Origin of the sequence: Streptomyces fildesensis (genome assembly GCF_016107395.1) — a bacterium.
Classification (GTDB): Bacteria; Actinomycetota; Actinomycetes; order Streptomycetales; family Streptomycetaceae; genus Actinacidiphila; species Actinacidiphila fildesensis.
This window is the reverse complement of record NZ_JAAIKO010000035.1, coordinates 29,647-55,116: the sequence shown is the minus strand read 5'-3', so window position 1 is coordinate 55,116 and position 25,470 is coordinate 29,647. Positions and strand designations below refer to the sequence as shown.

The 25,470-nt window shown below is 71.3% G+C and carries 21 protein-coding genes, 1 pseudogene and 1 CRISPR repeat array; of the genes and pseudogenes, 5 read left to right on the top strand and 17 right to left on the bottom strand.

From position 1 onward, the window contains the following. Nucleotides 1-18: 18 nt before the first annotated feature. Entirely contained in the window at nt 19-717 is a 699-nt protein-coding gene (locus C6N31_RS31685) for a class I SAM-dependent methyltransferase (protein ID WP_138357371.1), read from the bottom strand. Nucleotides 718-1,075: 358 nt separating this feature from the next. Beyond that, nucleotides 1,076-1,969 (bottom strand): LLM class flavin-dependent oxidoreductase, encoded by an 894-nt coding sequence (locus C6N31_RS31680; RefSeq protein ID WP_138357370.1) that lies wholly within the window; start codon nt 1,967-1,969, stop codon nt 1,076-1,078. A 116-nt stretch (nt 1,970-2,085) separates the two neighbouring features. Here C6N31_RS31680 and C6N31_RS31675 point away from each other — a divergent pair, with 116 nt between their 5' ends. After that, a complete protein-coding gene (locus C6N31_RS31675; RefSeq protein ID WP_138357369.1) occupies nt 2,086-3,093 on the top strand; it encodes an NAD-dependent epimerase/dehydratase family protein in 1,008 nt (335 codons plus the stop codon). A 90-nt stretch (nt 3,094-3,183) separates the two neighbouring features. Continuing rightward, nucleotides 3,184-4,248, top strand: coding sequence for an SIS domain-containing protein (locus C6N31_RS31670; RefSeq protein WP_138357368.1), 1,065 nt, complete (start codon nt 3,184-3,186; stop codon nt 4,246-4,248). Nucleotides 4,249-4,300: 52 nt separating this feature from the next. On the opposite strand, the gene C6N31_RS31665 is transcribed toward C6N31_RS31670, so the two are convergent. The 6 genes from C6N31_RS31665 to C6N31_RS31640 all read right to left on the bottom strand — a co-directional run bounded on the left by C6N31_RS31665 (nt 4,301) and on the right by C6N31_RS31640 (nt 8,966). After that, nucleotides 4,301-5,536 (bottom strand): RNA polymerase sigma factor, encoded by a 1,236-nt coding sequence (locus tag C6N31_RS31665; RefSeq protein ID WP_138357367.1) that lies wholly within the window; start codon nt 5,534-5,536, stop codon nt 4,301-4,303. Then, nucleotides 5,536-5,889 (bottom strand): YciI family protein, encoded by a 354-nt coding sequence (locus C6N31_RS31660; RefSeq protein ID WP_138357366.1) that lies wholly within the window; start codon nt 5,887-5,889, stop codon nt 5,536-5,538. Before C6N31_RS31660 ends, C6N31_RS31665 begins: the two co-directional genes overlap by 1 nt. A gap of 109 nt (nt 5,890-5,998) precedes the next feature. After that, nucleotides 5,999-6,748: a TetR/AcrR family transcriptional regulator gene (locus C6N31_RS31655; RefSeq protein ID WP_187144782.1), complete on the bottom strand. Its 750-nt coding sequence runs from the start codon at nt 6,746-6,748 to the stop codon at nt 5,999-6,001. A gap of 55 nt (nt 6,749-6,803) precedes the next feature. Further along, on the bottom strand, nt 6,804-7,130 hold the full coding sequence (locus C6N31_RS31650) for a nuclear transport factor 2 family protein (RefSeq protein ID WP_138357364.1): 327 nt from the start codon (nt 7,128-7,130) through the stop codon (nt 6,804-6,806). A 78-nt stretch (nt 7,131-7,208) separates the two neighbouring features. Next, on the bottom strand, nt 7,209-8,117 hold the full coding sequence (locus C6N31_RS31645; protein ID WP_138357363.1) for an SDR family oxidoreductase: 909 nt from the start codon (nt 8,115-8,117) through the stop codon (nt 7,209-7,211). A gap of 93 nt (nt 8,118-8,210) precedes the next feature. After that, a complete protein-coding gene (locus tag C6N31_RS31640) occupies nt 8,211-8,966 on the bottom strand; it encodes an SDR family oxidoreductase (protein ID WP_138357362.1) in 756 nt (251 codons plus the stop codon). A 283-nt stretch (nt 8,967-9,249) separates the two neighbouring features. On the opposite strand from C6N31_RS31640, the gene C6N31_RS31635 reads away from it, so the two are divergent. Further along, a complete protein-coding gene (locus C6N31_RS31635) occupies nt 9,250-10,749 on the top strand; it encodes an SDR family oxidoreductase (protein WP_138357361.1) in 1,500 nt (499 codons plus the stop codon). Nucleotides 10,750-10,852: 103 nt separating this feature from the next. Here C6N31_RS31635 and C6N31_RS31630 read toward each other — a convergent pair whose 3' ends face one another. Further along, entirely contained in the window at nt 10,853-11,317 is a 465-nt protein-coding gene (locus C6N31_RS31630) for a pyridoxamine 5'-phosphate oxidase family protein (RefSeq protein ID WP_138359613.1), read from the bottom strand. 213 nt (nt 11,318-11,530) lie between these two features. Between C6N31_RS31630 and C6N31_RS31625 the strand changes: the two genes are divergently transcribed. After that, nucleotides 11,531-12,184 (top strand): cysteine hydrolase family protein, encoded by a 654-nt coding sequence (locus tag C6N31_RS31625; protein ID WP_198358748.1) that lies wholly within the window; start codon nt 11,531-11,533, stop codon nt 12,182-12,184. A gap of 64 nt (nt 12,185-12,248) precedes the next feature. Here C6N31_RS31625 and C6N31_RS31620 read toward each other — a convergent pair whose 3' ends face one another. Continuing rightward, nucleotides 12,249-12,740 carry a Rieske (2Fe-2S) protein gene (locus tag C6N31_RS31620; protein WP_198358746.1) on the bottom strand — a complete coding sequence of 164 codons (492 nt, stop codon included), beginning with the start codon at nt 12,738-12,740 and terminating at the stop codon, nt 12,249-12,251. A 273-nt stretch (nt 12,741-13,013) separates the two neighbouring features. Between C6N31_RS31620 and C6N31_RS47020 the strand changes: the two are divergent. Next, nucleotides 13,014-13,124, top strand: a pseudogene (locus C6N31_RS47020) (HipA family kinase); the annotation flags it as partial. A gap of 781 nt (nt 13,125-13,905) precedes the next feature. Next, nucleotides 13,906-18,510: a CRISPR direct-repeat array (repeat unit 29 nt; unit sequence CGGACCACCCCCGCTCGCGCGGGAAGACC). An 18-nt stretch (nt 18,511-18,528) separates the two neighbouring features. Here the strand turns inward: C6N31_RS47020 and cas2e are convergent. The 7 genes from cas2e to casA all read right to left on the bottom strand — a co-directional run bounded on the left by cas2e (nt 18,529) and on the right by casA (nt 25,302). Beyond that, complete coding sequence (gene cas2e / locus C6N31_RS31615; protein ID WP_438817434.1) at nt 18,529-18,837, bottom strand: type I-E CRISPR-associated endoribonuclease Cas2e; 309 nt, start codon at nt 18,835-18,837, stop codon at nt 18,529-18,531. 21 nt (nt 18,838-18,858) lie between these two features. Next, the gene (gene cas1e, locus C6N31_RS31610) at nt 18,859-19,833 is read right to left on the bottom strand and encodes a type I-E CRISPR-associated endonuclease Cas1e (protein ID WP_198358767.1); all 975 of its coding nucleotides are present in this window, start codon (nt 19,831-19,833) and stop codon (nt 18,859-18,861) included. Nucleotides 19,834-19,959: 126 nt separating this feature from the next. Then, a complete protein-coding gene (locus C6N31_RS31605) occupies nt 19,960-20,691 on the bottom strand; it encodes a type I-E CRISPR-associated protein Cas6/Cse3/CasE (RefSeq protein WP_198358742.1) in 732 nt (243 codons plus the stop codon). Then, nucleotides 20,688-21,545 carry a type I-E CRISPR-associated protein Cas5/CasD gene (gene cas5e / locus C6N31_RS31600; protein WP_198358740.1) on the bottom strand — a complete coding sequence of 286 codons (858 nt, stop codon included), beginning with the start codon at nt 21,543-21,545 and terminating at the stop codon, nt 20,688-20,690. The genes C6N31_RS31605 and cas5e overlap by 4 nt, the downstream gene beginning before the upstream one ends. Continuing rightward, nucleotides 21,542-22,723: a type I-E CRISPR-associated protein Cas7/Cse4/CasC gene (cas7e, locus tag C6N31_RS31595; protein WP_198358738.1), complete on the bottom strand. Its 1,182-nt coding sequence runs from the start codon at nt 22,721-22,723 to the stop codon at nt 21,542-21,544. Before cas7e ends, cas5e begins: the two co-directional genes overlap by 4 nt. A gap of 156 nt (nt 22,724-22,879) precedes the next feature. Further along, on the bottom strand, nt 22,880-23,506 hold the full coding sequence (gene casB, locus C6N31_RS31590; protein WP_198358736.1) for a type I-E CRISPR-associated protein Cse2/CasB: 627 nt from the start codon (nt 23,504-23,506) through the stop codon (nt 22,880-22,882). A gap of 146 nt (nt 23,507-23,652) precedes the next feature. Further along, nucleotides 23,653-25,302 (bottom strand): type I-E CRISPR-associated protein Cse1/CasA, encoded by a 1,650-nt coding sequence (casA, locus tag C6N31_RS31585; protein WP_198358734.1) that lies wholly within the window; start codon nt 25,300-25,302, stop codon nt 23,653-23,655. Nucleotides 25,303-25,470: the final 168 nt, after the last annotated feature.

Below are 25,470 nucleotides of genomic sequence, written 5' to 3'. Positions count from 1 at the left end.
CGTTCACGTCACCGGCGGTCACTCGGGCTTGCGGGCGCGGAGGGCCAGGACGGTCGGGGTCGGTGCGCCGCCCTCCGTGAACTGTTCGGGCACCAGGCCCGCCGCGAGGAACGCGTGCATCAGGTCGGGCAGCGGGTAGTGCGTGGCACCGACCTTGTCGCGCACTCCCGCGCTCGTCCAGGACGCCTTGGTCCAGTGCCCGTCGCGGTAGCCGGGACCGATCACCACCGCGTCCGGGTCCGCGCGGTCGGCGAAGCCGCCGCAGAAGCAGGGGTGCACGCCGACGTGCACCAGCACCCCGCCGGGACGCAGCACCCGGGCCGCCTCGCGCAGCACCGCCGGGTATCCGGGCATGTCGGTGTGGACCATCATCGAGATGACGGCGGGCACCGAACCGGCCGCTATCGGCAGCCGCTCGGCGTCGGCCCGCGCGATGGGGAGCCGGCCGCGCGCGTGCCGCAGCATGCCGGCGGAGAGGTCAACGCCGACGGGCGTCCAGCCCAGTGCGCGGACCCGTTCGGCATGGGTCCCGGTGCCGCAGCCGATCTCCAGGCAGATGCCGCTTCCCGCACCCAGCAGTTCGCGTGTGGCGCGGTGGATGCCCAGCGGATCGACGTCCGCGACCGGTTCGCCGGTCCCGGTCCCCGCCTGCCGCCCACCGAGGAACTCCTGCTCGTACCAGTCGGCGATCTTGTCGTATGCCGCAGTCGGGGCCATGGGGAACCTCCGCGTGTCACGTACCTCCGGGACAGCGGCCGGTGGTCCGGCCGCTGTTGGGCCCGAACCTTCCCCGGAGGACCCACGGGTACCGCTCGTTCGCCAGGGGCTTAGCCGTGCTCGGCGTGCTCGGTCGGCTGGGTGCGCCGGTGGGGCGCGGCATGGATGACCCCGGCCAGGCCGGTGTGCGGGTGCACGTCTGCCGGACGGCCGGAACCGTGCGGGGAAGCACCGGGGTCAATCGTTGAGCGCACAACCAAGTGTGCGCACTGAGACGCCAGGTGCGCACGTGAATCGCCGTACTGGGGCGGATCGGACGCGACGACATCGGCCTCTCCGCCCGGATTGTCCTGTGTTGCTACGGTGTGGCGAGCTGGACGAGCCCCTCGGTGGCGATGCGTTCGAAGAGCTTGGGGTCGGCGGCGAAGTCGGAGTCCGGGATCGGCCAGTGGATGACGATCTCGTCGATGCCCAGCTCCGCGTGGCGGCCGGCGAAGTCGGTGAAGGCGTCGAAGGAGTCCAGCGGGCGGTCCGGGGTGAAGCCGGTGAGCATGGTCTTGTGCAGTTCGGCGGGGTTCCGGCCGATCTCGTCGCAGGCCGCGCCGAGCTTGGCGATCTGGCCGCGGACGGCCTCCAGCGACTGCTCGGGCGTGCCGGTCTCGAAGAGCTTCGGATCGCCGGTGGTGACCCAGGCCTGCCCATGGCGCGCGGCGAGCTTCAGTCCGCGCGGCCCGGTGGCGGCCACCGCGAAGGGGATCCGGGGCCGCTGCACACAGCCGGGGATGTTGCGGACCTCGTGCGCGGAGTAGAACTCGCCCTCGTACGACACCACGTCGTCGGTGAGCAGCCGGTCGAGCAGCGGGACGAACTCACCGAAGCGGTCCGCGCGCTCGCGCGGTGTCCACGCCTCCTGGCCCATCGCGGTCGCGTCGAACCCGGAGCCGCCCGCGCCGATGCCCAGCGTGATCCGTCCTCCGCTGACGTCGTCGAGCGTGATCAGGTCCTTCGCCAGCGTCACGGGGTGCCGGAAGTTGGGCGACGTGACGAGCGTGCCGAGCCGCAGCCGCTCGGTGGCCGTCGCGGCCGCGGTGAGGGTGGGTACCGCGCCGAACCACGGCCCGTCCCGGAAGGTCCGCCAGGACAGGTGGTCGTAGGTGTAGGCGGTGTCGAAGCCGAGGTCCTCGGCCCGCCGCCACACCTCCCGGCCCTCGGTCCAGCGGTACACGGGAAGGATCACAGTGCTCAGTCGCATACCCCGACCTTACGACGCTGCAGGCCGGGCCCGCACAGCCGCATTCCGCTGTGGGCGATTCCGCTGTGAGCATGGAACGGCTACCGCCGGGCCGGTCCGGGGGCAGGGTGATCCGCATGAGGATTCTGCTGCTGGGTGGGACGGAGTTCGTCGGGCGCGCGGTCGCCGACGAGGCGTTGGAACGGGGCTGGGAGGTGACGGCGTTCCACCGCGGACGCCATGCGGCGCCGCCGGGGGTCGCCACACTGCTGGGCGACAGGACCGCGGAGGGCGGTCTGGCGGCGCTGGACCGGGGCGAGTGGGACGTCGTCGTCGACACCTGGTCCGGTGCGCCGTCGGCGGTGCGCGACGCGGGCCGGCTGCTCGCCGGCCGGGCCGGGTCCTACGCCTACGTGTCCAGCCGGTCGGTGTACGCGTTCCCGTCGCCCGCCGGCCTCACCGAGGACGGGCCGCTCGTCGACGCGTCCCCCGACGACGGCGAGGTGGAGTACGCCCAGGCCAAGCGAGGCGGGGAGCTGGCGGCGCTGGCGGCCTTCGGCGAGCGGGCGCTGCTGCTCAGGGCCGGGCTGATCCTCGGGCCAGGGGAGAACATCGGACGGCTGCCGTGGTGGCTGGGGCGGATCGCCCGCGGCGGAACTGTGCTGGCGCCCGGCCCGCGGGACCTGGGGCTGCAGTACATCGACGCGCGGGACCTGGCGGCCTGGACGCTGGACGCCGCCGTGAAGGGGCTCGGCGGCCCGTACAACCTGGTGAGCCCGCCGGGGCACACCACGATGGGCGAGCTCCTGGAGGCGTGTGTGCGGGTCGCCGGCTCGGACGCCGAACTGCGCTGGACCGATCCGGAGACGATCCTCGCGGCCGGCATCGAGCCATGGATGGAGCTCCCGGTCTGGCTGCCACCGGGCGAGGTCCACGACGCCATGCACCGCGCGGACGTCTCCAAGGCGCTCGCCGCGGGACTGCGCTGCCGCCCCGTCGAGGAGACGGTGGCCGACACCTGGACCTGGCTCCGGTCCCTGGGCGGCACCGCGCCGCAGCGGCCGGACCGGCCCGCGCTCGGACTGGACCCGGAGAAGGAGGCGAAGGCTTTGCGCGGGGGGAACCCCAACCCGGGCGGGGCGTAGACAACTTCCGTACCCGACTCGGCCGTCCGCCGCCGACGGCTCCCGTACCTTCCTCCTACGGCGTGGGAACGTACGAAAGGAACCGCGAGGATGTCCGGATCGCGAATTACCTTCCTCCAGGGGCAGGCCGACCAGCCGAACGCGCTGGAGCGGGTGGTCGCGCATGTGCGCGGGCAGTTCGAGGGGGCGGGCCTCGAGCGGCTGCGTGCCGCCGAGCGCCCGCTCTTCGCGGGGATCGGCGCCTCGTACGCGGCGCTGGGTGTGGCGGTCGACCTGCTGCGTGCCCGGGGTGTGGTCACCCAGCGGGTGCTCTCCAGCGAGATCGAGCGGGGCACCGCCGGGTTCGACGTCGATGTGCTGATCGGGGTGTCGCAGGGCGGCCGCAGTTCGGAGACCCTCGCGGCCTTCAAGGAGGCGAATGACGTGCCGCGCGTAGCCCTGCTGAACGTCATGCCGTCCCCGCTGGGCGACCTCGCGGAGATGACGGTCGATCTCGGCAACGAGCCCGACTCGTACGCCTCGACGATCGGATTCACCGGAGCGGTCGTCGCCCTGGACCTGATCGCCGGGGCGATGACGGGCCGGATCGGCGCGGACGATCCCTGGCAGGGGATCGCGGCGCTGGCGGCGGCCGTTCGTCATGACGCGGCGGAGGTGATCGACCCGCTGCGGGCCCGCGCCGCGCGCCGGGTGGCCGCCGACGTCGTCGCGTCGGGTGCGTCACGGGCCGCCGCCGAGGAGGGTGCGCTGCTGCTGCGCGAGGTCGTCCGGATGCCGGCCACCGCCTCCGTCACCAGGAACTATCTGCACGGCGAGATGGAGTCCGCGGGCCGGACCCTGCACATCGTCTTCGGGGACGGCCGTGAGGTCGCCCTGGCCCGCTCCCTCTCGGGTGCCGGGCACCTCACGCTGCTCGTCACCACCCGGCCGGTCGACGGCGGCGCCGACCTCGGGGTGGTGCGGCTGCCCGACGTGCCGCCGAGTGTCCGCGTGGTGCTGGAGACCGTCGTCATGCAGGAGCTGGTGGCGGCGCTCAGCGACGAACGGAACATCTCCATCGAGTCGTTCGTCTTCGCCAACGACGACACGAAGCAGGGCGGCGTGGACCCGGCGGACTTCGCGATCGCCCCGCCGGCCCCGACGGCGCTCGACTGAACGCCACTGACCGAACGTCACCGACCGCCGACCCCCAACCCCCGACCGCTGATCAGCGGTCCGGGCCGAGTTCCCGTTGCCGGCGCGTGAGGAAGTCGTTCTCCGGCTTGTTCCCGGTGAGTGCGATCGCCGCCTCGTACGCCGACCGCGCCTCGGCGGTGCGGCCCAACCGCCGCAGCAGATCGGCCCGGATGGCGTGGAACACGTGGTATCTGTCGAGGCCGAGCTCGTCGACGAGGGCGAGCGCGGTCTCCGGTCCCTCGACCTCGGCCACCGCGACCGCGCGGTTGAGAGCCACGACGGGGGTCGGGGTGAGCGTCAGCAACTGGTCGTAGAGCTGCAGGATCTGCCGCCAGTCCGTGGCGGCCGTGCTCGGAGCGTCGCTGTGGACGGCGTTGATGGCCGCCTGGACCTGGTACGGGCCGGGCCGGCCGCGCCGCAGGCACTGCCGGACGATGGTCTGTCCCTCGGTCACAAGGGCGCCGTCCCACAGGGCCCGGTCCTGCTCGTCCAGCGGGACCAGTCCGCCGTCCGGGGCGGAGCGGGCCCGGCAGCGGGACTCGGTGAGCAGCATGAGCGCGAGCAGCCCCATGACCTCGGGCTCGTCCGGCATGAGTTCGGCCAGCAGCCGTCCGAGCCGCAGAGCTTCCGCGCACAGGTCCTCGCGGACCAGCCGGTCGCCCGAACTCGCCGTGTAGCCCTCGTTGAAGATGAGGTAGACGACGGCCAGTACGGCCCGGAGCCGGCCTGGAAGGTCCGCCTCGTAAGGGACCCGGTAGGGGATCCGGGCGTCACGGATCTTGCCCTTGGCCCGCACCAGCCGCTGGGCCATGGTCGGCTCCGGGACCAGGAAGGCGTGGGCGATCTCGGTGGTGCTGAGGCCTCCCAGGAGCCGGAGCGTCAGGGCGACCTGCGCTCCGGTGGCGAGCGACGGGTGGCAGCAGGTGAAGATCAGACGGAGCCGGTCGTCGCGCACGGGGCCCTCCTCGGGCGGTTCGTCGCGGGCGTGCAGCAGAGCGGCCTGGGCGTGCCGGTCCTGGCGGGACGCCTCCCGGCGGAGGCGGTCGATCGCCCGGTTGCGTGCGGTGGTGATGATCCAGCCGGCCGGGCTCGGTGGCAGCCCGGCGGACGGCCACCGTTCCAGCGCCGTGGTGAAGGCGTCCTGGACCGCCTCCTCGGCGATGTCGATGTCGCCGAAGACGCGGACCAGGACCGCCACCGAGCGGCCGTATTCCGCACGGAAGACCTGTTCGACGTCCGGGGAGGGGACGGCCGGCAGGTCAGGCATCAGCCGGTGGCTTCCCAGTAGAAGGGGCGTACCTCGATCGGGAGGGTGGTCGCCCGGGCGCTCTTGCGGCCCCATTCCAGCGCGGCGTCCAGATCGGGCGCCTCGATGATGGACAGGCCGCCGAGATACTCCTTGCCCTCGAGGTACGGGCCATCGGTGGTGAGTACCTCACCGTCCTGGAGACGGACGACGGTGGCGGTGCTCGGGGCGTGCAGACCACCGGAGAAGACCCACGCTCCGGCGGCCTTCAGCTCCTCGTGCAGAGCGTCCACGTTCCGCATGATCTCCTGCAGGACCTCGGGGGCGGGCGGCTCCCCTTCGGGCTGCATCACGCTGAGCAGGTACTGCGGCATGGTGTCCTCCTAGGTCGTTCCGCCGGCCTCGTGCCGGCTTCTCACTCCCTATACGAACGGCCCGGGCCCGGATCGACACCGCGGCGAGAACACCTGCGGATTTCTGCGACTACCGGTGCTGGGGAGTGTTCGACAGCCGGTCCAGCCATTCGGTCAGCAGGACCGTCTCGGCGACGCTGAGTGCCTGGTCGGGCGACTGGCGCAACAGCGCGTTCAACCGGCTCGCGGTCGACTGCAGCCGCGCGTCGTCCTGGCCGCCGGCGGAGCCGTCCGGGGCGGCCCGGGTGCCGAACACGTCCGGGGTGAAGACGGAGGCGTGCACGGCGTCACGGACGCGATGCGATGTGCTCGGATCGGTGAAGGTCGCGGGCCGGGCGACGAGCATCAGGGCCACGCCGACGTTGGCCGACATCACTATCTGGGCGGCCAGCTCGGGGGCGAGCCGCAGTTTGCCCAGTGCCGCCGCCCGCTCCAGGTCCCGGGTGAGGATCTGATGGGACTCCAGCGCCGCAGCCGGAGTGGTGCGCATCGCGGGGGAGTTCATCAGCCGGTACAGGTTCGGGTTCTGCAGGGCGAACTCCACATGGCTGTCCCAGCCGTTGCGCAGATCCTCGATGGGGTCGGCACCGGCGCGGTGCCGCCGCTTCGTCGCCAGGTACTTGTCGAAGCCGTGGTCGACGACGGCCGACAGCAGCCCTTCCTTGTCCCCGAAGTACCGGTAGAGCGCCGGGGCGCCCACCTGCGCGGCCTCGCACACCGCTCGCGTGGACACGTCCCCGTCCGGAGACTCCGCGACCAGGTCGGCCGCCACTTCCAGGATGCGCGCTCGGGTACTCACAAAGGGAACGCTATCAAGCATGGCGTAGCGGTGCTACGTGCGGTGGCGGCCTTTCCGCGCCGCGGCAGGCCGGTCGTCATCCGGTGATCCGCATCAGGGAGATCCGGTCGCCGGCCACCGTGAACGCGAAGTCGGAGGGACCGTTGAAGCCGTTCCCGCCCACCGTCGCGCTGACGGTCTCGGTGTCGCCCGACCGGCGCACCGCTGTGACGTCCAGGCTGACGTCCACCCCGATGAACTCCTTGTCGCTCCACCCCCGGATGGCCTCGCGTCCGGCGAAGACGCGGCCCCAGTCGTCGACCGCGCCGTCCGCGGTGAAGCTGTCGAGGAAATCGTCGGTGACACCGGCGTTGGCGGCGTCCACCGCGCGCTGGACGGCGGGGTGCAGTTCGGTCGTGGTCATGGTGTTCTCCTTGTCCGATACGGGCCGGTCGGGGCGGAGCGGGGACGGTCTCATGGTCTCCGCGCTCGCGCCGGGGTGCTACTCGGCGGTGTGCGGGTCGGTGTGCGGGTGGAGGAGGTCGCCGAGGCCGATCCGGGCGAGGAATTCGGCGCGGATGCGGTCGGCGACCTCGCTGACCTCTTCGGCGCCGTCGCCCGCGGGGTCTATGTGGACGCGGAACGGCCGCGTGCCGTGCGGCGCGTTGACGACGTCGACGATGGCGTCCGCGACCTGGGAGACGTCGGCATCGGCCGGGGCCAGGTCGGCGAGTCGTCGGGAGACCTGGTCCATGAGGCCGGCGTAGTGCTCCTCGTAGGCGTCGACGATGTCCTGCTGGGCCGGGTGCCCGCCCGTGGCGAAGTGGTTGGTGCCCGAGGTGAAGGAGCCGGGGACGACGATGGAGGTCTCGATGTCGAAGCGGGCCAGTTCGGCGGCGTAGCTGACGGCGAGTGAGTCCATGGCGGCCTTGGCGGCGAAGTACGGGGCGAGGTACGGCGGGGTGCCGCCGCGGGTGCTGGTGGAGCCGATCCACAGGACGAGGCCGTGCCGCTGCGCCCGCAGATGGGGGAGGGCGGCGCGGTTGACCCGCTGGGTGCCGAGCACGTTGGTGTCGTAGACGGCGGTGAGCTCTTCGGGGGTAAACGCCTCGGTGGGGCCGGTGACCATATGGCCGGCGTTGTGGATGACGACGTCCAGAGTGCCCGCCTCGGCCAGGATCGTGGCGACGGCCGCGTCGGCGGACTCCTGGGAGAGGACGTCGAGTTCGACGGTGCGCAGGGCCACGTGGTGCTCGGCTGCGTACTGCCGGGCTTCGGCGACCCGGCCGGCGTTGCGGCCCGTGGTGTTGCGCATGGCGGCGTAGACGGTGTGGCCCGAGCGGGCCAGCGCCCGTGCGGCCAGGGCTCCGAAACCGGAACCGGCTCCTGTGATGACGATGGTGCTGCCCATGGCAGAACTCCTCGGTCGGTCGAGCGCGAAAAAGCGGATGAGAAAGGCGGAAGGGGCGGAGGAGGAACGCGGAAGGGAAGGCCGGGGCGCCGGTCAGACGATGCCGCCGTTGGCGCGGACGACCTGGCCGTTCACCCAGCGGGCGGGGCCGGCGAGGAAGGAGACGACCTCCGCGATGTCCTGCGGGGTGCCGAGGCGCTCCAGCGGCGCCTGGGCGGCCATCCGCGCGATGGTCTCCTCGTCCTTGCCGTCCAGGAACAGCGCGGTGGCGGTCGGTCCGGGGGCCACCGCGTTGACGGTGATGTCCCGGCCGCGCAGCTCCCGGGCGAGGATCAGGGTCATCGCCTCGACGGCGCCCTTGGTGGCGGCGTAGGCGGTGTAGCCGGGGATGGCCAGTCCCACCACGGAGCTGGAGAAGTTGATGATCGCCCCGCCGCCGCGCAGCCGGCGGGCGGCCTGTTGGTCGACGACGAAGGTGCCGCGGATGTTCGTGCGGTGCATACGGTCCAGGGCGTCCAGATCCGTGTCGACCAGCGGTGCCAGCGTCATGACACCCGCCGCGTGCACGACGACGTCGACTCCGCCGAAGGTCCTCTCGGCGGTGTCGAAGAGGGCCGAGACCGAGACCTCGTCGGCGACGTCGGCGCGGAAGGCGACCGCCCGCCCTCCGGTGGCGGTGATGGCCGACACCGTCGCGTCGGCCTCGGCCTGGTTCCCGGCGTAGTTGACGACGACGGCGAATCCGTCGGCGGCCAGTCGCTCGGCGCTCTGCCGGCCGATGCCGCGGGAGCCGCCGGTGACGATCGCGACCCGGTTCGAAGACTTGGAGGTGGTGGTCTGCGCGCTCATGGCGGTGCTCCCTGATTCGGCTGGGGCGGCGTCCTTCGCCACCCGACAACAGCAACGCTAACACCAAAGAGGTATCGACGCTACCCTCAAACGTAGCGCTGTTACGCCGCGCCCGGCGAACCCTGCGAACCCGGCCTTCAGCACCGGTCCGCGGAAGCCGCCGCGGAAGCCGTCACGTATCCGCTGTGAAAGCCGCCGTGAAAGGCGCCGTGAAGGCCATCGGGAAAGCACCCCGCCGCCCACCTGCTGTGATTGCCGACGAAGGCCGGGTAGGCATTCCCGTATGCCCGAAGACGAAAGCACCCGCCGCTGCCTGGTCACCGGAGCCACCGGATACATCGGCGGCCGGCTCGTGCCCGAGCTGCTCGACGCCGGGTACGCCGTACGCTGCCTCGCCCGCACGCCGGAGAAGCTCCGTGACCACCCCTGGGCCGATCGGGTCGAGACGGTTCGGGGCGATGTGACCGACGCGGACTCGCTGCGCTCCGCGTTCGAGGGCGTGCACACCGCGTACTACCTGGTGCACGCGCTGGGCACCGGACGTGGCTTCGAGGAGACCGACCGCCGGGCCGCCCGGCTCTTCGCCGAGCAGGCCCGCGCCGCCGGAGTGCGGCGCATCGTCTATCTGGGCGGGCTGACGCCGAACGGGGTCCCGGAGTCGGAGCTCTCCGCGCATCTGCGGTCCCGCGCCGAGGTCGGGCACATCCTGCTCGGCTCGGGGGTGCCCACCGCCGTCCTCCGGGCCGCGGTGATCATCGGCTCCGGTTCGGCCTCCTTCGAGATGCTGCGCTATCTCACCGAACGACTGCCGCTGATGGTCACCCCGAGCTGGGTCAGGACCCGCATCCAGCCGATCGCCGTCCGCGACGTGCTGCACTGCCTCGTCGGCGCCGCCACCCTGCCGCCCGATGTCAGCCGGACCTTCGACATCGGCGGCCCGGACGTCGTCACCTACCGGGGCATGATGCAGCGGTACGCGGCCGTCGCCGGCCTGCCACGGCGGTTGATCCTCCCCGTACCGGTCCTGACGCCGGGCCTGTCCAGCCACTGGATCGGCCTCGTCACCCCCGTGCCGCGCTCCATCGCCCGCCCGCTCACCGAGTCACTGCGGCACGAAGTGGTCTGTTCGGAGAACGACCTGGCGCGCTACGTGCCCGACCCGCCCATCGGGCGGACCGGCTTCGACGACTCGGTGCGCCTGGCCCTCAAACGGCTGCGGGACGCCGACGTCCCGACCCGCTGGTCGTCCGCCGCGGTGCCCGGAGCCCCCAGCGACCCGTTGCCCACGGACCCGGACTGGGCCGGCGGCAGTCTGTACACCGACCGGCGCGAACGCACGGTGGACGCCCCGCCGGACGCGCTGTGGCGGGTGATCGAGGGCATCGGCGGCGAGAACGGCTGGTACTCGTTCCCGCTCGCCTGGGCGGTACGGGGTTGGCTGGACCGGCTGGCCGGCGGCGTCGGGCTGCGCCGGGGCCGCCGCGACACCGCGCGACTGCGGGTCGGGGACTCGCTGGACTTCTGGCGGGTCGAGGCGATCGAACCGGGCCGTCTGCTGCGGCTGCGCGCCGAGATGCGGCTGCCCGGCCTGGCCTGGCTGGAACTGTCGGTCGACCAGGACGACGCGGGCGCCACGCTCCTCCGCCAGCGTGCGCTGTTCCATCCACACGGTCTGGCCGGTCAGCTCTACTGGTGGAGCGTGGCGCCGTTCCACGCGGTGGTCTTCGGCGGCATGGCCCGCAACATCTCCGAGGCGGCGGCGAGGGGGCGGGGGAGCAAGTGACGCCGCCCGCGCCGCCGCCCAAACCCGCCCGCGCCGCTGCCCCAACCCGCCCGCGCCGCCGCCCAAACCCGCCCGCGCCGCCGCCCCGGACCCGCCCGGCTGCCTACTGCGGAATCTTGCTGAAGTCCCAGGAGGCCATCCGTTCCGGGGTGAGCCGGAGCCAGGCGTGGCGGCCGTCGTGCGGCATGGTGTCGAGCCCGAAGTTCTTGGCCGAGAACAGCCGCTCGGGGGCGTCCAGCTCGGGGACGGGCTCGCCGGTACGGGGCGCCTCGCCGATGAACTCGACGGTTCCGGAGAGCTCGATACCGCGCAGTTCCCCGTACTCCACGCCGTCGTCGATCACGACCGAGACGCGCGGATCGCGCAGCAGGTCGGTCCAGCGCTGGCTGCGGACGATGGAGTAGAGCCACAGCGATTCGCCGTCCCAGGCGAACCACAGGGCGCCGACGTGCGGACGGCCGTCCTTGGAGACGGTCGCCACGCGACAGGTGCGCTGCTCCGCGAGGAAGGCGTCGACCTCGTGCGGGGTCATCATGATTCTGCGGCCCCGCCGCTGAATGACGGCCATGAGTCGAGCACCTCCATTTATCTGACTGTGTGTCAGAAATAATGGAGGACGGCGGCGCGGCCGTCCAGCGCTGGTGGCCGGCGGGTGCTCCCTCGCGCGCTGCATCCCTTCCTGGTTGACGGTTCGTCAGCTACGGTCGCTCCGTCGTCATCCGTTGCGGGTCCCTTGTGGCCCGTTGCGGTCCGTTGAGGTCCGTCGTACGAGGGGGCAGTCATGGCGCCGAGCGACCGGCTGGTGGAGCTGCTGGACCCGGCGGTCACCGCCGTACTGACCGTGGAGTGCCAGCGCGGCGTCGTCGGGCCGGACAGCGCGCTGCCGGAGCTCGCCGCCGAGGCGCGGGACTCAGGGGCACTGGGCAACGTGGCACGGCTGGTCGGCGGCGCCCACGAGGTGGGCGCCGCCGTCCTGCACGCCATCGCCGAACGCCGCCCGGACGGGCTCGGCGCCAACCACAACGCGCGGCTGTTCCGTGCCGCCGGGCGGCTGCCCGTGCAGCCGCTGACGGGCACGCCCGCCGTGCGGCTCGCCGAAGGGATCCCGCTCGCCGACGGCGACCTGGTCGTACGGCGGCTGCACGGGCTGTCACCGATCGCCGGGACCGATGTGGACGCCCTGCTGCGCAACCTGGGCTGCCGCACGCTGATCGTCACCGGGGTCTCCGCGAACATCGCGATCCCCAATGCCGTCTTCGACGCCGTCAACCTGGGGTACCAGGTGGTGGTGCCCGCCGACGGCATCGCGGGGGTGCCCCGCGAGTACACCGAGGCCGTCGTCCGGCACACCCTCGCGCTCGTCTCCACGGTCAGCACGACGGACGACATCCTGGCCTGCTGGAAGCGCCAGGGGCAGCGCGCCGGAAAGCCGTAGCCGCCAACGGCCCCGGCTACTCCGACGCGGCCCCGATGGCGCTCGCCAGCCCAGCTGCGACGAGTCAGCCCAGCTGCAACGAGCCACCCGCGACGGTGACCTTGGCGGCGGCCAGCGGCTTGGTCGCCGGACCGTTGGCGACGCTGCCGTCCGCGATGTTGAACTTGCTGCCGTGGCAGGGGCAGTTGATGGTGCCGTCCGCGACGTCGCTGACCGCACAGCCCTGGTGCGTGCAGACCGCGGAGAACGCCTTGAAGTTTCCGGCGGTCGGCTGGGTGACGACGACCTTCTGGTCCGCGAAGATCTTTCCGCCGCCCACCGGGATGTCCGCGGTCTTGGCCAGCGCGTCGCCGCCGTCCCCGCCCGGGGTGGTGGCGGCCGGTGCCGAGGGGTCGGCCGGGGCCGAAGGCTGGGCCGGGGTGGTGGCCGGGGTGTCACTGGCCTTCGTATCCGATCCGCCGCACGCGGTCAGAGCGGCCATGAGACCCACGCCGCCCGCTGCGGCGACCATCGTGCGGCGGGTCGGAGCCGCGGGAATACCGGAGGTGTCGGTCATGTGGCACTTCCTGTCGGTAGAGGAGCCGGGTGGCGCGGGAGCGGTCGCCCGGTGGGCGTGATGCCGTGCCCGCCCGGTCATACGCAGAGATCCTCCGGCGCGTTCAAAGCCGCCCGAAGAATTCCGGCGGATGGCCCAGCGCCTGCTCGATCACCGGCCCCGCCACCGCTCCCCGCCACTGGCCCCCACCACCGTTCCCGTCCCCACCCCCTCCTCGTTCTCGCCCCCGCTCCGCGTCGTCGTTGCCCGGCGCCGCGCAAGTAGCCTGGTGCGATGCTCACAGAGGTAACAGGGATCCGTTACGTGACGCCCTTGCGCGAGGGCGGCTCGGTGCCGGGGGTGGTCGAGGCCGACGACCTCGGCACGTACGTCGTGAAGTTGTCCAGCTGACGGCTTTGACCTGGAGTGATGTCGCTGAACGGGGCTCTGGCCTGGGCGGATCCGTCTTTCTTTCAGACTCGTGCCCGGTTGTGCAGTTGATACTCCCCACGCGCTCCCCAGAGGCGCTCGCACTCCCCAAATTCTCCCCAAGAGGTACTGCCGTAGGAGCATCGCCTGTCCCGTCTGGCGGTGCAGGTGTGGGTCGTGCCGATTCGCTTTGCGTAAGCGCTCAGAGGAGGTGTCCGCATTCGCCCAGTCAGATGTCGCGGAAGGAACCACGCGAGTCCGTGACCTGCCGGAATCAGGCTGCTGGGCGCCGACCAGCGAATATGGTCTTTCGCTTGTTTCACGGTAATGCCCGTTGATGCGGCCGGAAGTCCCAGAAAACTCCCAGTGGGGTCCCAGGGTCGGTGGCCATTCTTGGGGCTCTGCGCAGTGGTCGAGGCTGCATCTGGGCTGGGGTTCGTGCATCGGTGCTCGGCCTGGAACGAACGGCATCGTACGTGTCTGCAGCAGCTCGACGCTGGGGCAGACGGCTTGCTGGCTGCGCGGGCATGGTAGTTACCGGTTGGTTCATGGCGTCGGCGAGGTCATCCTCGAACTACCCCCGATCGCGCGGGAAGACCTCGCGGTGGTCCTCATGCGGCTGCAGCGGCCGCGGACCACCCCTGCTCGCGCGGGAAGACCAGCGCGCCGAGGGCGGAGCGCACGGTCTTGAGCGGACCACCCCCGCTCGGGCGGGAAGACCGCAAACAGCTGGTTCTGCACACCCAGCTGCAGCGGACCACGCACCCCCGCTCGCACGGGAAGACCCCCGTCCGCACGCCCTCAAGCCACTCCGGGATCGGACCACCCCCCGCTCGCGCGGGAAGACCGGGCAGCGGATCGTCGGGGCCCTGGCCACACTCGGACCACCCCCGCTCGCGCGGGAGGACCTCGGCCGCGTTGCCCAGGACGAGGCCGGTGGTCTGACCACCTGCGCTCGCGCGGGAAGACCGCGGTGGAGAGCGTGCTGCTCTGCCACTGCTCCGGACCACCCCCGCTCGCGCGGGAAGACCAACACCGGCCACGTAGACCGGGTGATCCGGATCGGACCACCCCCGCTGGCGCGGGAAGACGTCGCGCGTGTCGACAACGGCCCACTCCCCGGGCGGACCACCCCCGCTCGCGCGGGAAGACCCAATCGGACAGCTCTCCAAACAGGACACGTTGCGGACCACCCCCGCTCGCGCGGGAAGACCCTGGGCTCCGGCCAGCAGCGCCCACGCGACACCGGACCACCCCCGCTCGCGCGGGAAGACCACGATCCCGGGCGTACTGACCGGGACCGAGACCGGACCACCCCCGCTCGCGCGGGAAGACCCGGACTCCTGAGGAGTTCACCGCGCTCGCGGACAGACCACCCCCGCTCGCGCGGGAAGAACCAGCGGGCGTAGCCGGATGAGTTGCTCCCGGGCCGGACCACCCCCGCTCGCGCGGGAAGACCAGCCAGTCCCCGGAGAGCACCGCGTGATCCTGCGGACCACCCCCGCTCGCGCAGGAAAACCCGCGGTCAGCAGCGCCTGCGCGCCGGCGAACCCGGACCACCCCCGCTCGCGCGGGAAGACCCGACGCATGGCGCAGGGGCACGGAGCGGCATTCGGACCACCCCCGCTCGCGCGGGAAGACCCCCAGGTCGGTATCGACCAACACGGTGACGATCGGACCACCCCCGCTCGCGCGGGAAGACCGTTGTCCGGGTCGTACACCGCGCTGATGGGGGCGGACCACCCCCGCTCGCGCGGGAAGACCAAGGGCGACCACCGCGTGTCGGTGTCCTACGGCGGACCACCCCCGCTCGCGCGGGAAGACCGACTGCGTCCGGGAGCGGATGCGGTTGTACTCCGGACCACCCCCGCTCGCGCGGGAAGACCGTGGCGGCGCTGAGGAGGAGGAGCAGTACGGCCGGACCACCCCCGCTCGCGCGGGAAGACCCCGCCCAGGGGCTACCCGGCGGAGGATGATCGCGGACCACCCCCGCTCGCGCGGGAAGACCAGCTGGGCCTTGACCGTGGTCGAGCCCAATTCCGGACCACCCCCGCTCGCGCGGGAAGACCGGCTTCCGTCCAGTGCTGGGCCATGGCGCGGGCGGACCACCCCCGCTCGCGCGGGAAGACCAGCAGGGACCGCCGGAAAGCGGGCAGAACGGCCGGACCACCCCCGCTCGCGCGGGAAGACCGCACTTTCCCCACCCCGGATCCCGTCAACAGGCGGACCACCCCCGCTCGCGCGGGAAGACCTGCATGCCGCCGGAGTTCACCCCGTGCAGCCGCGGACCACCCCCGCTCGCGCGGGAAGACCTGGTCCGGGACGGTGGCGTGTAGTTCCAGCAGCGGACCACCCCCGCTCGCGCGGGAAGACCTGGTGCACGCCCGGATCCGGTCGGCCAACACCGGACCACCCCCGCTCGCGCGGGAAGACCGACGTCAGCGACCCCCGGAACGCCTCCAGTGCCGGACCACCCCCGCTCGCGCGGGAAGACCAGGAGCTGGCGCCGCTGCTCCGCGAACATCGCCGGACCACCCCCGCTCGCGCGGGAAGACCCTCGTCCGGGGTGTACAGGTGCGGCTCGACGCCGGACCACCCCCGCTCGCGCGGGAAGACCAACTTCCCGTCGAGGACAGCGCCCGGGGCAGCCGGACCACCCCCGCTCGCGCGGGAAGACCGAGGTACTCGACGGTGCCTTCGGTGAGGGCGGCGGACCACCCCCGCTCGCGCGGGAAGACCGACTCGCGGAGCCAGGTCCAGAACCCCTTGATCGGACCACCCCCGCTCGCGCGGGAAGACCGGGAGAACCGCGCGGGTCACGGCCTCGTAGGCCGGACCACCCCCGCTCGCGCGGGAAGACCGTGCCCGGCGAGAGCGTCCGCCCGGCGGAGTTCGGACCACCCCCGCTCGCGCGGGAAGACCTGAGCAGGCATGCCAGCACGCTGACTCGTCAGCGGACCACCCCCGCTCGCGCGGGAAGACCAAACTCATCGCCCTGCGCCGCGCCTGCAAGTCCGGACCACCCCCGCTCGCGCGGGAAGACCTTGCCGGGCATGACGCGGGCCTTCGCGCCGAGCGGACCACCCCCGTTCGCGCGGGAAGACCCTGGTTGCCGGTGAGGTACGCGGTTACCTGGGCGGACCACCCCCGCTCGCGCGGGAAGACCGCCGGAAGCGCAATGCGCGGCCGGTTCTACTTCGGACCACCCCCGCTCGCGCGGGAAGACCGGTTCCTTCGCGGCGCAGGACCCGGTAGAGGACGGACCACCCCCGCTCGCGCGGGAAGACCTTGGGCGGCTCGATCCGCAGGACGATCCCCAGCGGACCACCCCCGCTCGCGCGGGAAGACCCACTTCGGGCAGATGGCCGTGAAGATGGGCAGCGGACCACCCCCGCTCGCGCGGGAAGACCTCGTTGGGGGTGACCGCGAGGATCCGCAGCGCCGGACCACCCCCGCTCGCGCGGGAAGACCGCGGAATGGCGGCCGGCTGTAGGGCTTCTGATCGGACCACCCCCGCTCGCGCGGGAAGACCATCGACGACGAGCCCGCCCGGCCCTTCAAGGGCGGACCACCCCCGCTCGCGCGGGAAGACCTGGGCGATGCCGAACGCGATCCGGTATGCGGACGGACCACCCCCGCTCGCGCGGGAAGACCGTCCTGGCAACCCCAGCTGCTGCAGCCGTCGGCGGACCACCCCCGCTCGCGCGGGAAGACCTCGGGGAAGTGCGGGGCAAGGTATCCGACGACCGGACCACCCCCGCTCGCGCGGGAAGACCAGAGTCTCTTCGGGCAGCACCCGAATGTCGATCGGACCACCCCCGCTCGCGCGGGAAGACCTACCCCGTCGTGTTCGTCGACTCCCTCTCCCACGGACCACCCCCGCTCGCGCGGGAAGACCCGCCACTGGGTGCCTAGCCAGCCTGAGATGGTCGGACCACCCCCGCTCGCGCGGGAAGACCTGTGCGCGCACGAGGGGTGCGAGCTCAACATCCGGACCACCCCCGCTCGCGCGGGAAGACCCTGGTGGGCGGCGCTGCGGGAAGCCGTCGAAGCGGACCACCCCCGCTCGCGCGGGAAGACCTTCCGGTACTTGACGTTGAAGTCAAATACCTGCGGACCACCCCCGCTCGCGCGGGAAGACCACCAGCGCGACCCCGACCGCTCCGGTCAGGAACGGACCACCCCCGCTCGCGCGGGAAGACCCAGGCCGCGGCCGGTCATCTGCGGGTCGATGGCGGACCACCCCCGCTCGCGCGGGAAGACCTTTTTCGAGGTCCAGGAACGCGAGGGATCCGCCGGACCACCCCCGCTCGCGCGGGAAGACCCGCTGCACTGACATCGTGCAGCGTCTCTTTAGCGGACCACCCCCGCTCGCGCGGGAAGACCCAAGGTGCTCAAGGCCATGGGCCAGGCACCCACGGACCACCCCCGCTCGCGCGGGAAGACCAGTCGTGTTCCCCACCACCGACCCCACAAGGGAGGACCACCCCCGCTCGCGCGGGAAGACCATCAGCAAGCTGTCCAGCGCCATCGACAAGGGCGGACCACCCCCGCTCGCGCGGGAAGACCACCAACGGGCTGATCGTGGTGTGCTCGGAATCCGGACCACCCCCGCTCGCGCGGGAAGACCCACACCGTCGACGTTCTGTACGTAGCCCGATACGGACCACCCCCGCTCGCGCGGGAAGACCCGTTATGTAGAGGCTGTGACAGTCCCTCGTAACGGACCACCCCCGCTCGCGCGGGAAGACCTACGACAGGAGCCGGTAGCCGGCCTCGATCTGCGGACCACCCCCGCTCGCGCGGGAAGACCGGCGTTCCTTTCGGCGGCGCCGCGCTTGGCGGCGGACCACCCCCGCTCGCGCGGGAAGACCGTGTCCAGGAGGCTGTAGTACTCCAGCGGGCTCGGACCACCCCCGCTCGCGCGGGAAGACCCACGCCGACCGACTCGAACGGAATCCCCACACCGGACCACCCCCGCTCGCGCGGGAAGACCGGTCCGCTGCCTGTTCCCGTCGCTGGGCGAGACGGACCACCCCCGCTCGCGCGGGAAGACCGTCGTCGCGCTGGTCCTCGGCACCGTCATCTTCGGACCACCCCCGCTCGCGCGGGAAGACCTCCCTCGCCCTGACCGGTGCCGCGACCGTCGCCGGACCACCCCCGCTCGCGCGGGAAGACCTGGTGAGCCGGACGGAGTGTCCGTTCCTCCATCGGACCACCCCCGCTCGCGCGGGAAGACCTCCTGAGCCTCTCCCCAGTTGATCGCCGTCGTCGGACCACCCCCGCTCGCGCGGGAAGACCCCCTCCGAGCTGATCGACGCGCCCACCTGGGACGGACCACCCCCGCTCGCGCGGGAAGACCTCTTCGTGACCTGGGGTCTTATGAGGGGTTTGCCGTTTGTTGGTATTCCTCGGGCCGGAAGGCGATCAGGGTGATGCCGTCGAAATCGATGGGGGTGCGGCGCCGTTCCCCCGCCGTCCTAAGGGTGAATCCTTGTTCGTTGGCGTCTGGGTAGATCAGGACCGCAGCGCCTTCGGTTGGGAGAGATTCGCCCACTAGTGCCCATAGTGAGTCTCGGACGCGTGCGGACAGGGTGCCGATGTACATGCCCGGGGTGGGTTCAATCAGCCAGCGGGTGAGGGCGCCGCGGATGTGTTCAGGAACTGCTGTGGTGTGGAGGACGATCATGGAGGCCATCGTTCACCGGCTTCAGCTGCGGTGGTGGAGGTCGGGAGCGTGGTCGTTGTCCTCCGTTGTGTTGTTGTCCGTTGCGTAGTCGGCATAGTTGGTGCCGGCGGGGACCGAGCCGACGTCGGGGTCCCAAAGGTCGACCAGGTCGACGGCGTGGCCGTCGGTCAGTGGATCCGTCTCATCGGGGGCCAGGAGGCGTTGGACGTCGCGGACGATGCGGGGGAGGAGTTTGTACAGTCGAAGGCCCTCGCGGAAACTGCGCCGTGCCATTGCTTCGGGGTAGGCGGAGTTGTGGAGGGAGAAGGCCAGCGGGATGGTGAGTTCGGCTTTGTAGAGGTCGGCGATGTCGTAGACGAAGGCGTGTTGCTTGCCTTGGTGGACGAAGCCCAGTGCGGGGGAGCAGCCCAAGGCGTTGAGGGCGGCGTGCACGATGCCGTAGAGGCAGGTGTTCGCGGAGGACAGTGCGAGGTTGACGGGGTCTTGTTCGGACCATGCGGCCGGGTCGTAGGCACGCCGGAAGCGGCCGATGCGGTGTTGTTGGGCGAGTGCCTTGTACAGGGCTTTGACGCGTTGGCCTTCCAAGCCGCGCAGTTGTTCGAGTTTGGTGGCCGGGTGTACAGCGATGTTGAAGCGGGACAGGTACATCTGTCGGGCGACCGCGAGGCGTCGTTCCGGGTCGCTCCATTGGCGCACCTGGTGTTCGAGCCAGCGGGTGGTCAGGGCGTCGGAGGTGGTGGCCGAGTAGCAGCGGACGCCGCCGGAGCCTGTGCACACGACGGTGGTGCCGTGCCTGGCGAAGGTGGTCAGTGCTGGTTGGGTGATCGATGTTCCGGGGCCCAGGAGTAGGCAGGAGAGGGCTGAGGTGGGGAGGTAGACACGGGTGATCTCGCCGTCCTTCGAGGTGGTCTCGGCGCAGACTCCGGTGTCGTCCTGGACGATGCGCACGATGTCCGCGTACAGGAAGGACAGGGAGTCCCCGACGCGCGGGAGCATGGCGAGGGTGGGTCTGGCGATGCGGGCGCGCGCGGAGCCGGTTCGCAGCGTCGCCCGCTCTTCCCGACCGGCATGTGGGGTGCTGCTTCTTGCGTCATCCGGGGCGGGTGCGGGCATGTTGGTCTCCTAGTTCTGGTCCGGTGCCAGGCTCAGCAGGCCGCACCCGTAGGACTTGCTGCGTCCGATGCCGTGCAGGAGGGCGTGGCGCAGTGCTTGGGGGTCGTTCACGGTGGCTGTTCCTTCGAAGAGCGTGGTTGCCCGGGGAATGTTCTTCGGGGCCTGTGGGGCGTCGGGGGGCGGGGTGTCCTTGGGCGAGTGGCGCGAGATGATCGCGTCGAGCGGGGAGGGGAGCAGGGTGCGTAGTTGGAGTCCGGCGGCTGCAGCGCGGGTGGCCCACCATTGTTCGGCTTCTTCTGGGTGCAGGGGGATGACCTGTTTCCACCGGCCGGCGGTGCTGTTGGGGCCGCAGCGGCGCACGGTGTTGGCCAGGATCCGGTACCGGACGGGCAGGCCGGGTTGCAGGGCCCGGAACATGGGGGCCATGTCTTTGAGGGTCGCGGATTGCGCGTAGCCGGCGGGCAGGCGGCCGGGGTCGGGGGCCAGGCCGCTTTGGACGAGCAGGACGGGGGGTCCGGCGCTGTCGAGGTCTAGGCGGAACAGGGCGCCGGCGCGGGCGCGGGGCGATGTGCCCAGGCCGTCGGGTACCAGGGACATGACGCGTCGGTGCAGCGCCGCGGCGTCGCGCAGGTCGCGTTGGACCTGCCGGTGGCCGGGGTCGAGCAGCAGCCGCAAGAGCCAGGGGTGGGCGTCGTCGCTGTGCTCGGTGTGCTCGGTGGGGGAGAGGTCGGTGGCGGTCATGGGCGCGTCCCATCCGGTGCGTCGGGTGCGGCGGGGTGGAGGTAGTTGTGGAGTGCGTCGAGGTAGTCGGCGCCGTACCCGTTGCACAGGTGTGCGGGCAGCATGCGGTGGCCGGTGTAGAGAGTGCGGGTGTGGTGGATGCGGTCGCGGGCGGTCAGGCGGACGGGTTCGTCGTTGAGGGTGGTGGTGATCGCGGATGAGGTGGGTCCCCAGGTGTCGTCCGCGGGGAAGGGGGCGTCGGAGACGAAGGTGACCGAGGTGTCACCGGACGGTGGGGTCCCTGGTGGGGGCTTGCGTGCGAGAGGCACGTTGCTCAGTTCGGCGACGGGGTCCGTGCAGTCGGCTCGCAGTAGCAGGGAGGGGCCCGGTGGGCAGGAGCGGCGGCCCAGGTGCAGGGGCCAGTGGGGGTGGCGCAGGGCGTTTGTGCAGGTTGTCAGCAGGTTTTCGGGCGCTGTTGGTCCGGCGGTGACGGCGACGGTGAAGAAGGCGTCGGCGAGGTAGTGGCGGTGGGTGACGAGTGTGGCGGCCTCGACTTTGCGCCGGCCGCCTTTGGCGGTGGGCAAGGTGCGCGAGGCCGGATATCCGCCGCCCACTGTGTGATAGTCGCGTAGGCGTGTTCCCGGCCGGTCCACCCGGATGGTGAAGTGCAGTGCGCGCAGCGACGCGAATGCGGTCGGGGGCGAGTCGGGCGGGCCTTCGACGGCCTGGGCGCGGGAGATGCCTTGGGCGGAGGCGAGCATGCCGATCAGCCCTGAGCGTGTGGGGTAGGCCGTGGTGTCCCGGTCGGTGAACGCGCTGTGCTCGCCCCAGGACTGAAGGGGGCTGCTGAGTTGCAGGAGGAAGCCGTTGCTCACGACTCGTCCTGCCCGACCGCAGGCGCGAGGCCGGGGTAGGCCGAAGTGAGGGCGTCGGCGACCAGGCCGGTGTACGAGGCGGTCCGCTCGCCCAAGCCGTCCAAGGGCTTGTCCATGGTTCCCGCGTGAGCGCTATACAGGATGCCGTCGTCGCCCAGCAGTTGGGTGACGCGGGCGGCGTACTGGCTGAGGGCTGCTCGGGACGGTTCGGCCCAGCCGGCGCCTTGGGCGCGGACGGGCTCTTCGAAGGCGGCGGCGAAGGAGACGGGCCGGTCGGTGCGTACCGCGAGGTGGACGAGGTCGGGCACGGTGTGCGGTGCGGTGGATGTCTTCTTCGCCGAGGGGATGCTGTGGAGGAAGGCAGTGGCGAAGGCTTCGGCGAGGATACGGGCGCTGACTGGATCGGGGATGTTGCGGGCCAGGTCGTCCAGGTCGAGGGTCGCGTAGCGGTAGAACACGCCACTGCTGTACTCGCCGGAGTTCATGTGCCCGCTGCCGGCATCGGCCGCCCACTGATCGGCGTCGTCCACCGCGGTGAAGAAGTCCGCCTGCACGGACGTGCTGTGCGTGGTGAACGCGTGTGCCACCTGCACTGCTCCGTCGACGCCGGCCCCGGGGATCTCGGCGAGCATCCGCCCGAATAGGGCGATGGAGCCGTTGCGTGAGCGCAATACCTCGTGCACCGGGTCCTTGGGAAGCAGCAGCTTCTTCTGCGCGGCCTTGTTCCCCAGCGCGTCCTCCAGCGCGTCGCGGTGTTCCTCGGCCAGAGCGGCCAGGACCCCGGCGGCGGAATCGGGAAGGAAGAGCAGGGATGCGGTGGTGCGGTCTCCGTCGTCCAGGGCGAGCTTGGTGTCGGCGGAACGGATCACCTGCGCGCCGGCCAACTCTGCGAGATCGGCGGGCCAGCCTTTCTCGCGCAGCAGGTGCGCGACCTGCTGCGGCAGCCGCCGGGTGCGCAGGGCCCGCTCCCCGATACGTGCCTCCGCGGCCAGTCGGGTGGGCCGCTTCCATGCCTGGCTGGATACGCGGGTGCGGGTCGTTCCGCCGTAGGTGACGGTCTTCGGAGACCCGAGATCATCGCGGTTCACGTTGCTGAAGGGCAGGGTCTGCAACACGTGCAGGTCCAAAAAGCGGGCGGCACGCTGCTCGGCAGCGTTCGTGGTGGTCGGCTCAGGCACAGGAATCTTCCGTTCGTGGCGGGGATCAAGAGGGCAGGGGGCAGTGGTTCATCAGTCGGGTGGCAGTAGCGGCTGGACGATGGCGTCTTCAGCAGGCGGCTGTCCCGGATGCCTACCGGCGGCCGGGTGGCAGCCGGGCGTAGCGGGGGGCGATGGTCAGGCCTTGGGTCGGTTGGCCCGCAGGACGGTGCGGTAGTAGCTCTCCAGCCATTCGACGACGACGTCCTCCTGCCAGCGGTCCCAGCGCAGCAGGTCGTTGAGCAGTCGGCCGTAGTCGACAGGCACCGCGGCGGATCCGAGCAGGCGCAGCAGGCCCGGGAGGATGCGGTGCAGTCCGTCGCTGTCCTGCCGGACCATGAGATGGAGCCGGGACTCCGCACCGTTCGCCTTGATGGCCTGCCCCTCACGGGCTACCGCACGACCGAGGGTTTGCCCCAGGTTCTCCCGGTGGCTGCTGGCCGGCGGATCGGCGGCTGAGACGTTCTGCGTGCCCCGCGTCGACGGCTCTTCCGCAGTTGATGGGCGTGTTTCGTCATCGGGTTCCGATGCGGTGGCCCGTTCGGCTCGGGGGCGGGCGGCGATGAGCGCGGCCACGGTGTAGTAGGCGCGACGATCTGCTCCGCGCACCCCGTAGGGCAGGAGCCCGGGACGCATGAGGGCCGCATGCGTGCGCGCAGGCACCTCCTCCGGCGGCTTGCCCAAGGCGCGCCGCAGAGCCTGCCGTGTACCGGGTGCTGCGCAGGCGTCCTCGACAGCCTCGGCGAAAGCGTCGCACTTCGCCATTCGGGAGCTTCCCGCAGGCGGTCTCGGGTCGCCGGCCAGCGGCGGCTGGGGATCCGCGGTCGGCGGTGGTGCTGGAACGGCCATGGCTGTTCCTTCCTATGGGCACGGGTGGGTTTTCGCCGGACAGCGCTCCGAGCCGGGCGCTGCTAATGGGGCCGGTCGGTCGGGGCCGACGGGTCGCGTGGCTTGTGCACCAGGGTGCGCACGAGACCGCGTGCGGTTTCCCGGGCTCTGGCGCCGCGGGGGCTGGCGGCGACCTGCGCGGTCGTCCCGTCGTAGATCTCCAGGGCCAGGGCACCGAACACACGGAGTGAGGCACTGAAGTCGCCCGCGTGCAGCAGGTTCCAGAATCGTTCCTCGGCGGCAGGCCAGTACGCGGCCAGTGCTGCTTCCGGCCAGGGGCCCGGATGCTTCGACTTCTTACTTCCACCGCCGTCGGCGCCGGCCTGTGAACCCGCGCCACCGGATCGGACCTCGTCGGTGAAAGGTGTCGTATAGGACCGCCACACGCTGCGGAGCGCGGTCGCGAGGTGCCAGGCCGCTTTCTCGGCGGCCTCACGTCCCTCCTTCACGCCCAGAGCCAGGGCGTTGTCGTGCCCGGGGCCGGAGGAGGTCAGGAGGGCGAACAGCGGTGGGGTGATCGCGCTGAAGTACGTGCGGTCACGGGTTTGTCCGTCCTGATCGAACCCGTAAGCGGCCACGCGCAGTTGGTCGGCGACCCGATCCGGCAGGAAGCCGCTGAGCCCGTTCAAGATGAGCGGTCTGCGTCCACCATCCGCCCTCCGCATGAGCACCAGAGCATCGAGATCACGCCACAAGGCGCGCTCCGCCCGGGCATCTCGAGGGCGCGGTGTGCCGTCTTTGAGGGTGTCCCAGATCAGGTAGGGGTCTGGTGCGGGCGGGCGGTTGACCCGCAGAGCCCAGGTGATGGTGGCGTCGATGACCTCGTCCCCCGACGGGCCGGGCTGCAACAGGACGGCATGCTGGGACTGCTCGGTCAGCAGGGACAGCGGGCCGCCGGCCGCCGTGGGCAGATCACGTGGATTGGGCAGCGTGGCGCGCTCCCAGGGGCAGCCGTCCGGCAGGGAATCCTGGTGCGGCGACGGCCAGGCAGCCGGTTCCGGGATGCCCATGAGCAAGGTGTCGAACAAGGTGGGTCCGACCGGGTGGGTCGACAGGACCCGGCGCAGCGGGCCGGCCATGGTGTTTCCGGACCGTTCACCGCCCACGACGCGAGGCGTGCATTGGCCCGAGGGCCCGTAGTACAACTGTGCGATCAGATGCAGCACGGCTTCCTGCGACGGCAGAGGCACCTGCTCGCTGTCCATGAAGTGGCCGAAGAACACCAGGTTGTTCCCCGCGGGCCGGGCCAGAACCAACTTGTTCACCCCGGACGAGGACGGGCACTCCTCGACCAACCGCGGGTCCTGCAGGAATGGACGTACCGGGTCGTGCAGGCGCAGGCCGTCGGCATGCTCGCGGAAGTATGCCCGTACCTGCTCGGGGTCGAAGCCGACGCCGCTGTCAAGGAGTTCGAACCGCCGCCCCTGCCAATCGTCGCCGCCAGCTGCGGTGTCCAGGCCGGTGATCCGGGCCGCCATCGCGCACAGGATGCGATGAAGGCCGGAGGCGGCGGGGGGCAGGGCGACTGCTAGCCCGCTGAACTCATGGGCGCGGAGAAAGAATTCGCACAGCCCTACGCAGCTGGTTCGATCGCCGGTGGAGACGGGTATCCAAGGTCGAGTACAGAGGTCGTAGAAGTCTGTCGGTGGGTGCTGGTGCGCCGGGTCGGGCATGGGAGCTGAGTACCTCAGATCCTGGTGGAAGGCAGACCGGGTGGGTAGTCGTACGCTGAGAGCGTGGCCGTGACATCTCTCCACCTGAGTGGAGGTGGCCCGAGTGATCGTGAGTTCAGCGATGCGTGAGAACTCGCGTCAGTTCCCGCGCGGGCGGGGGTTGCGTCC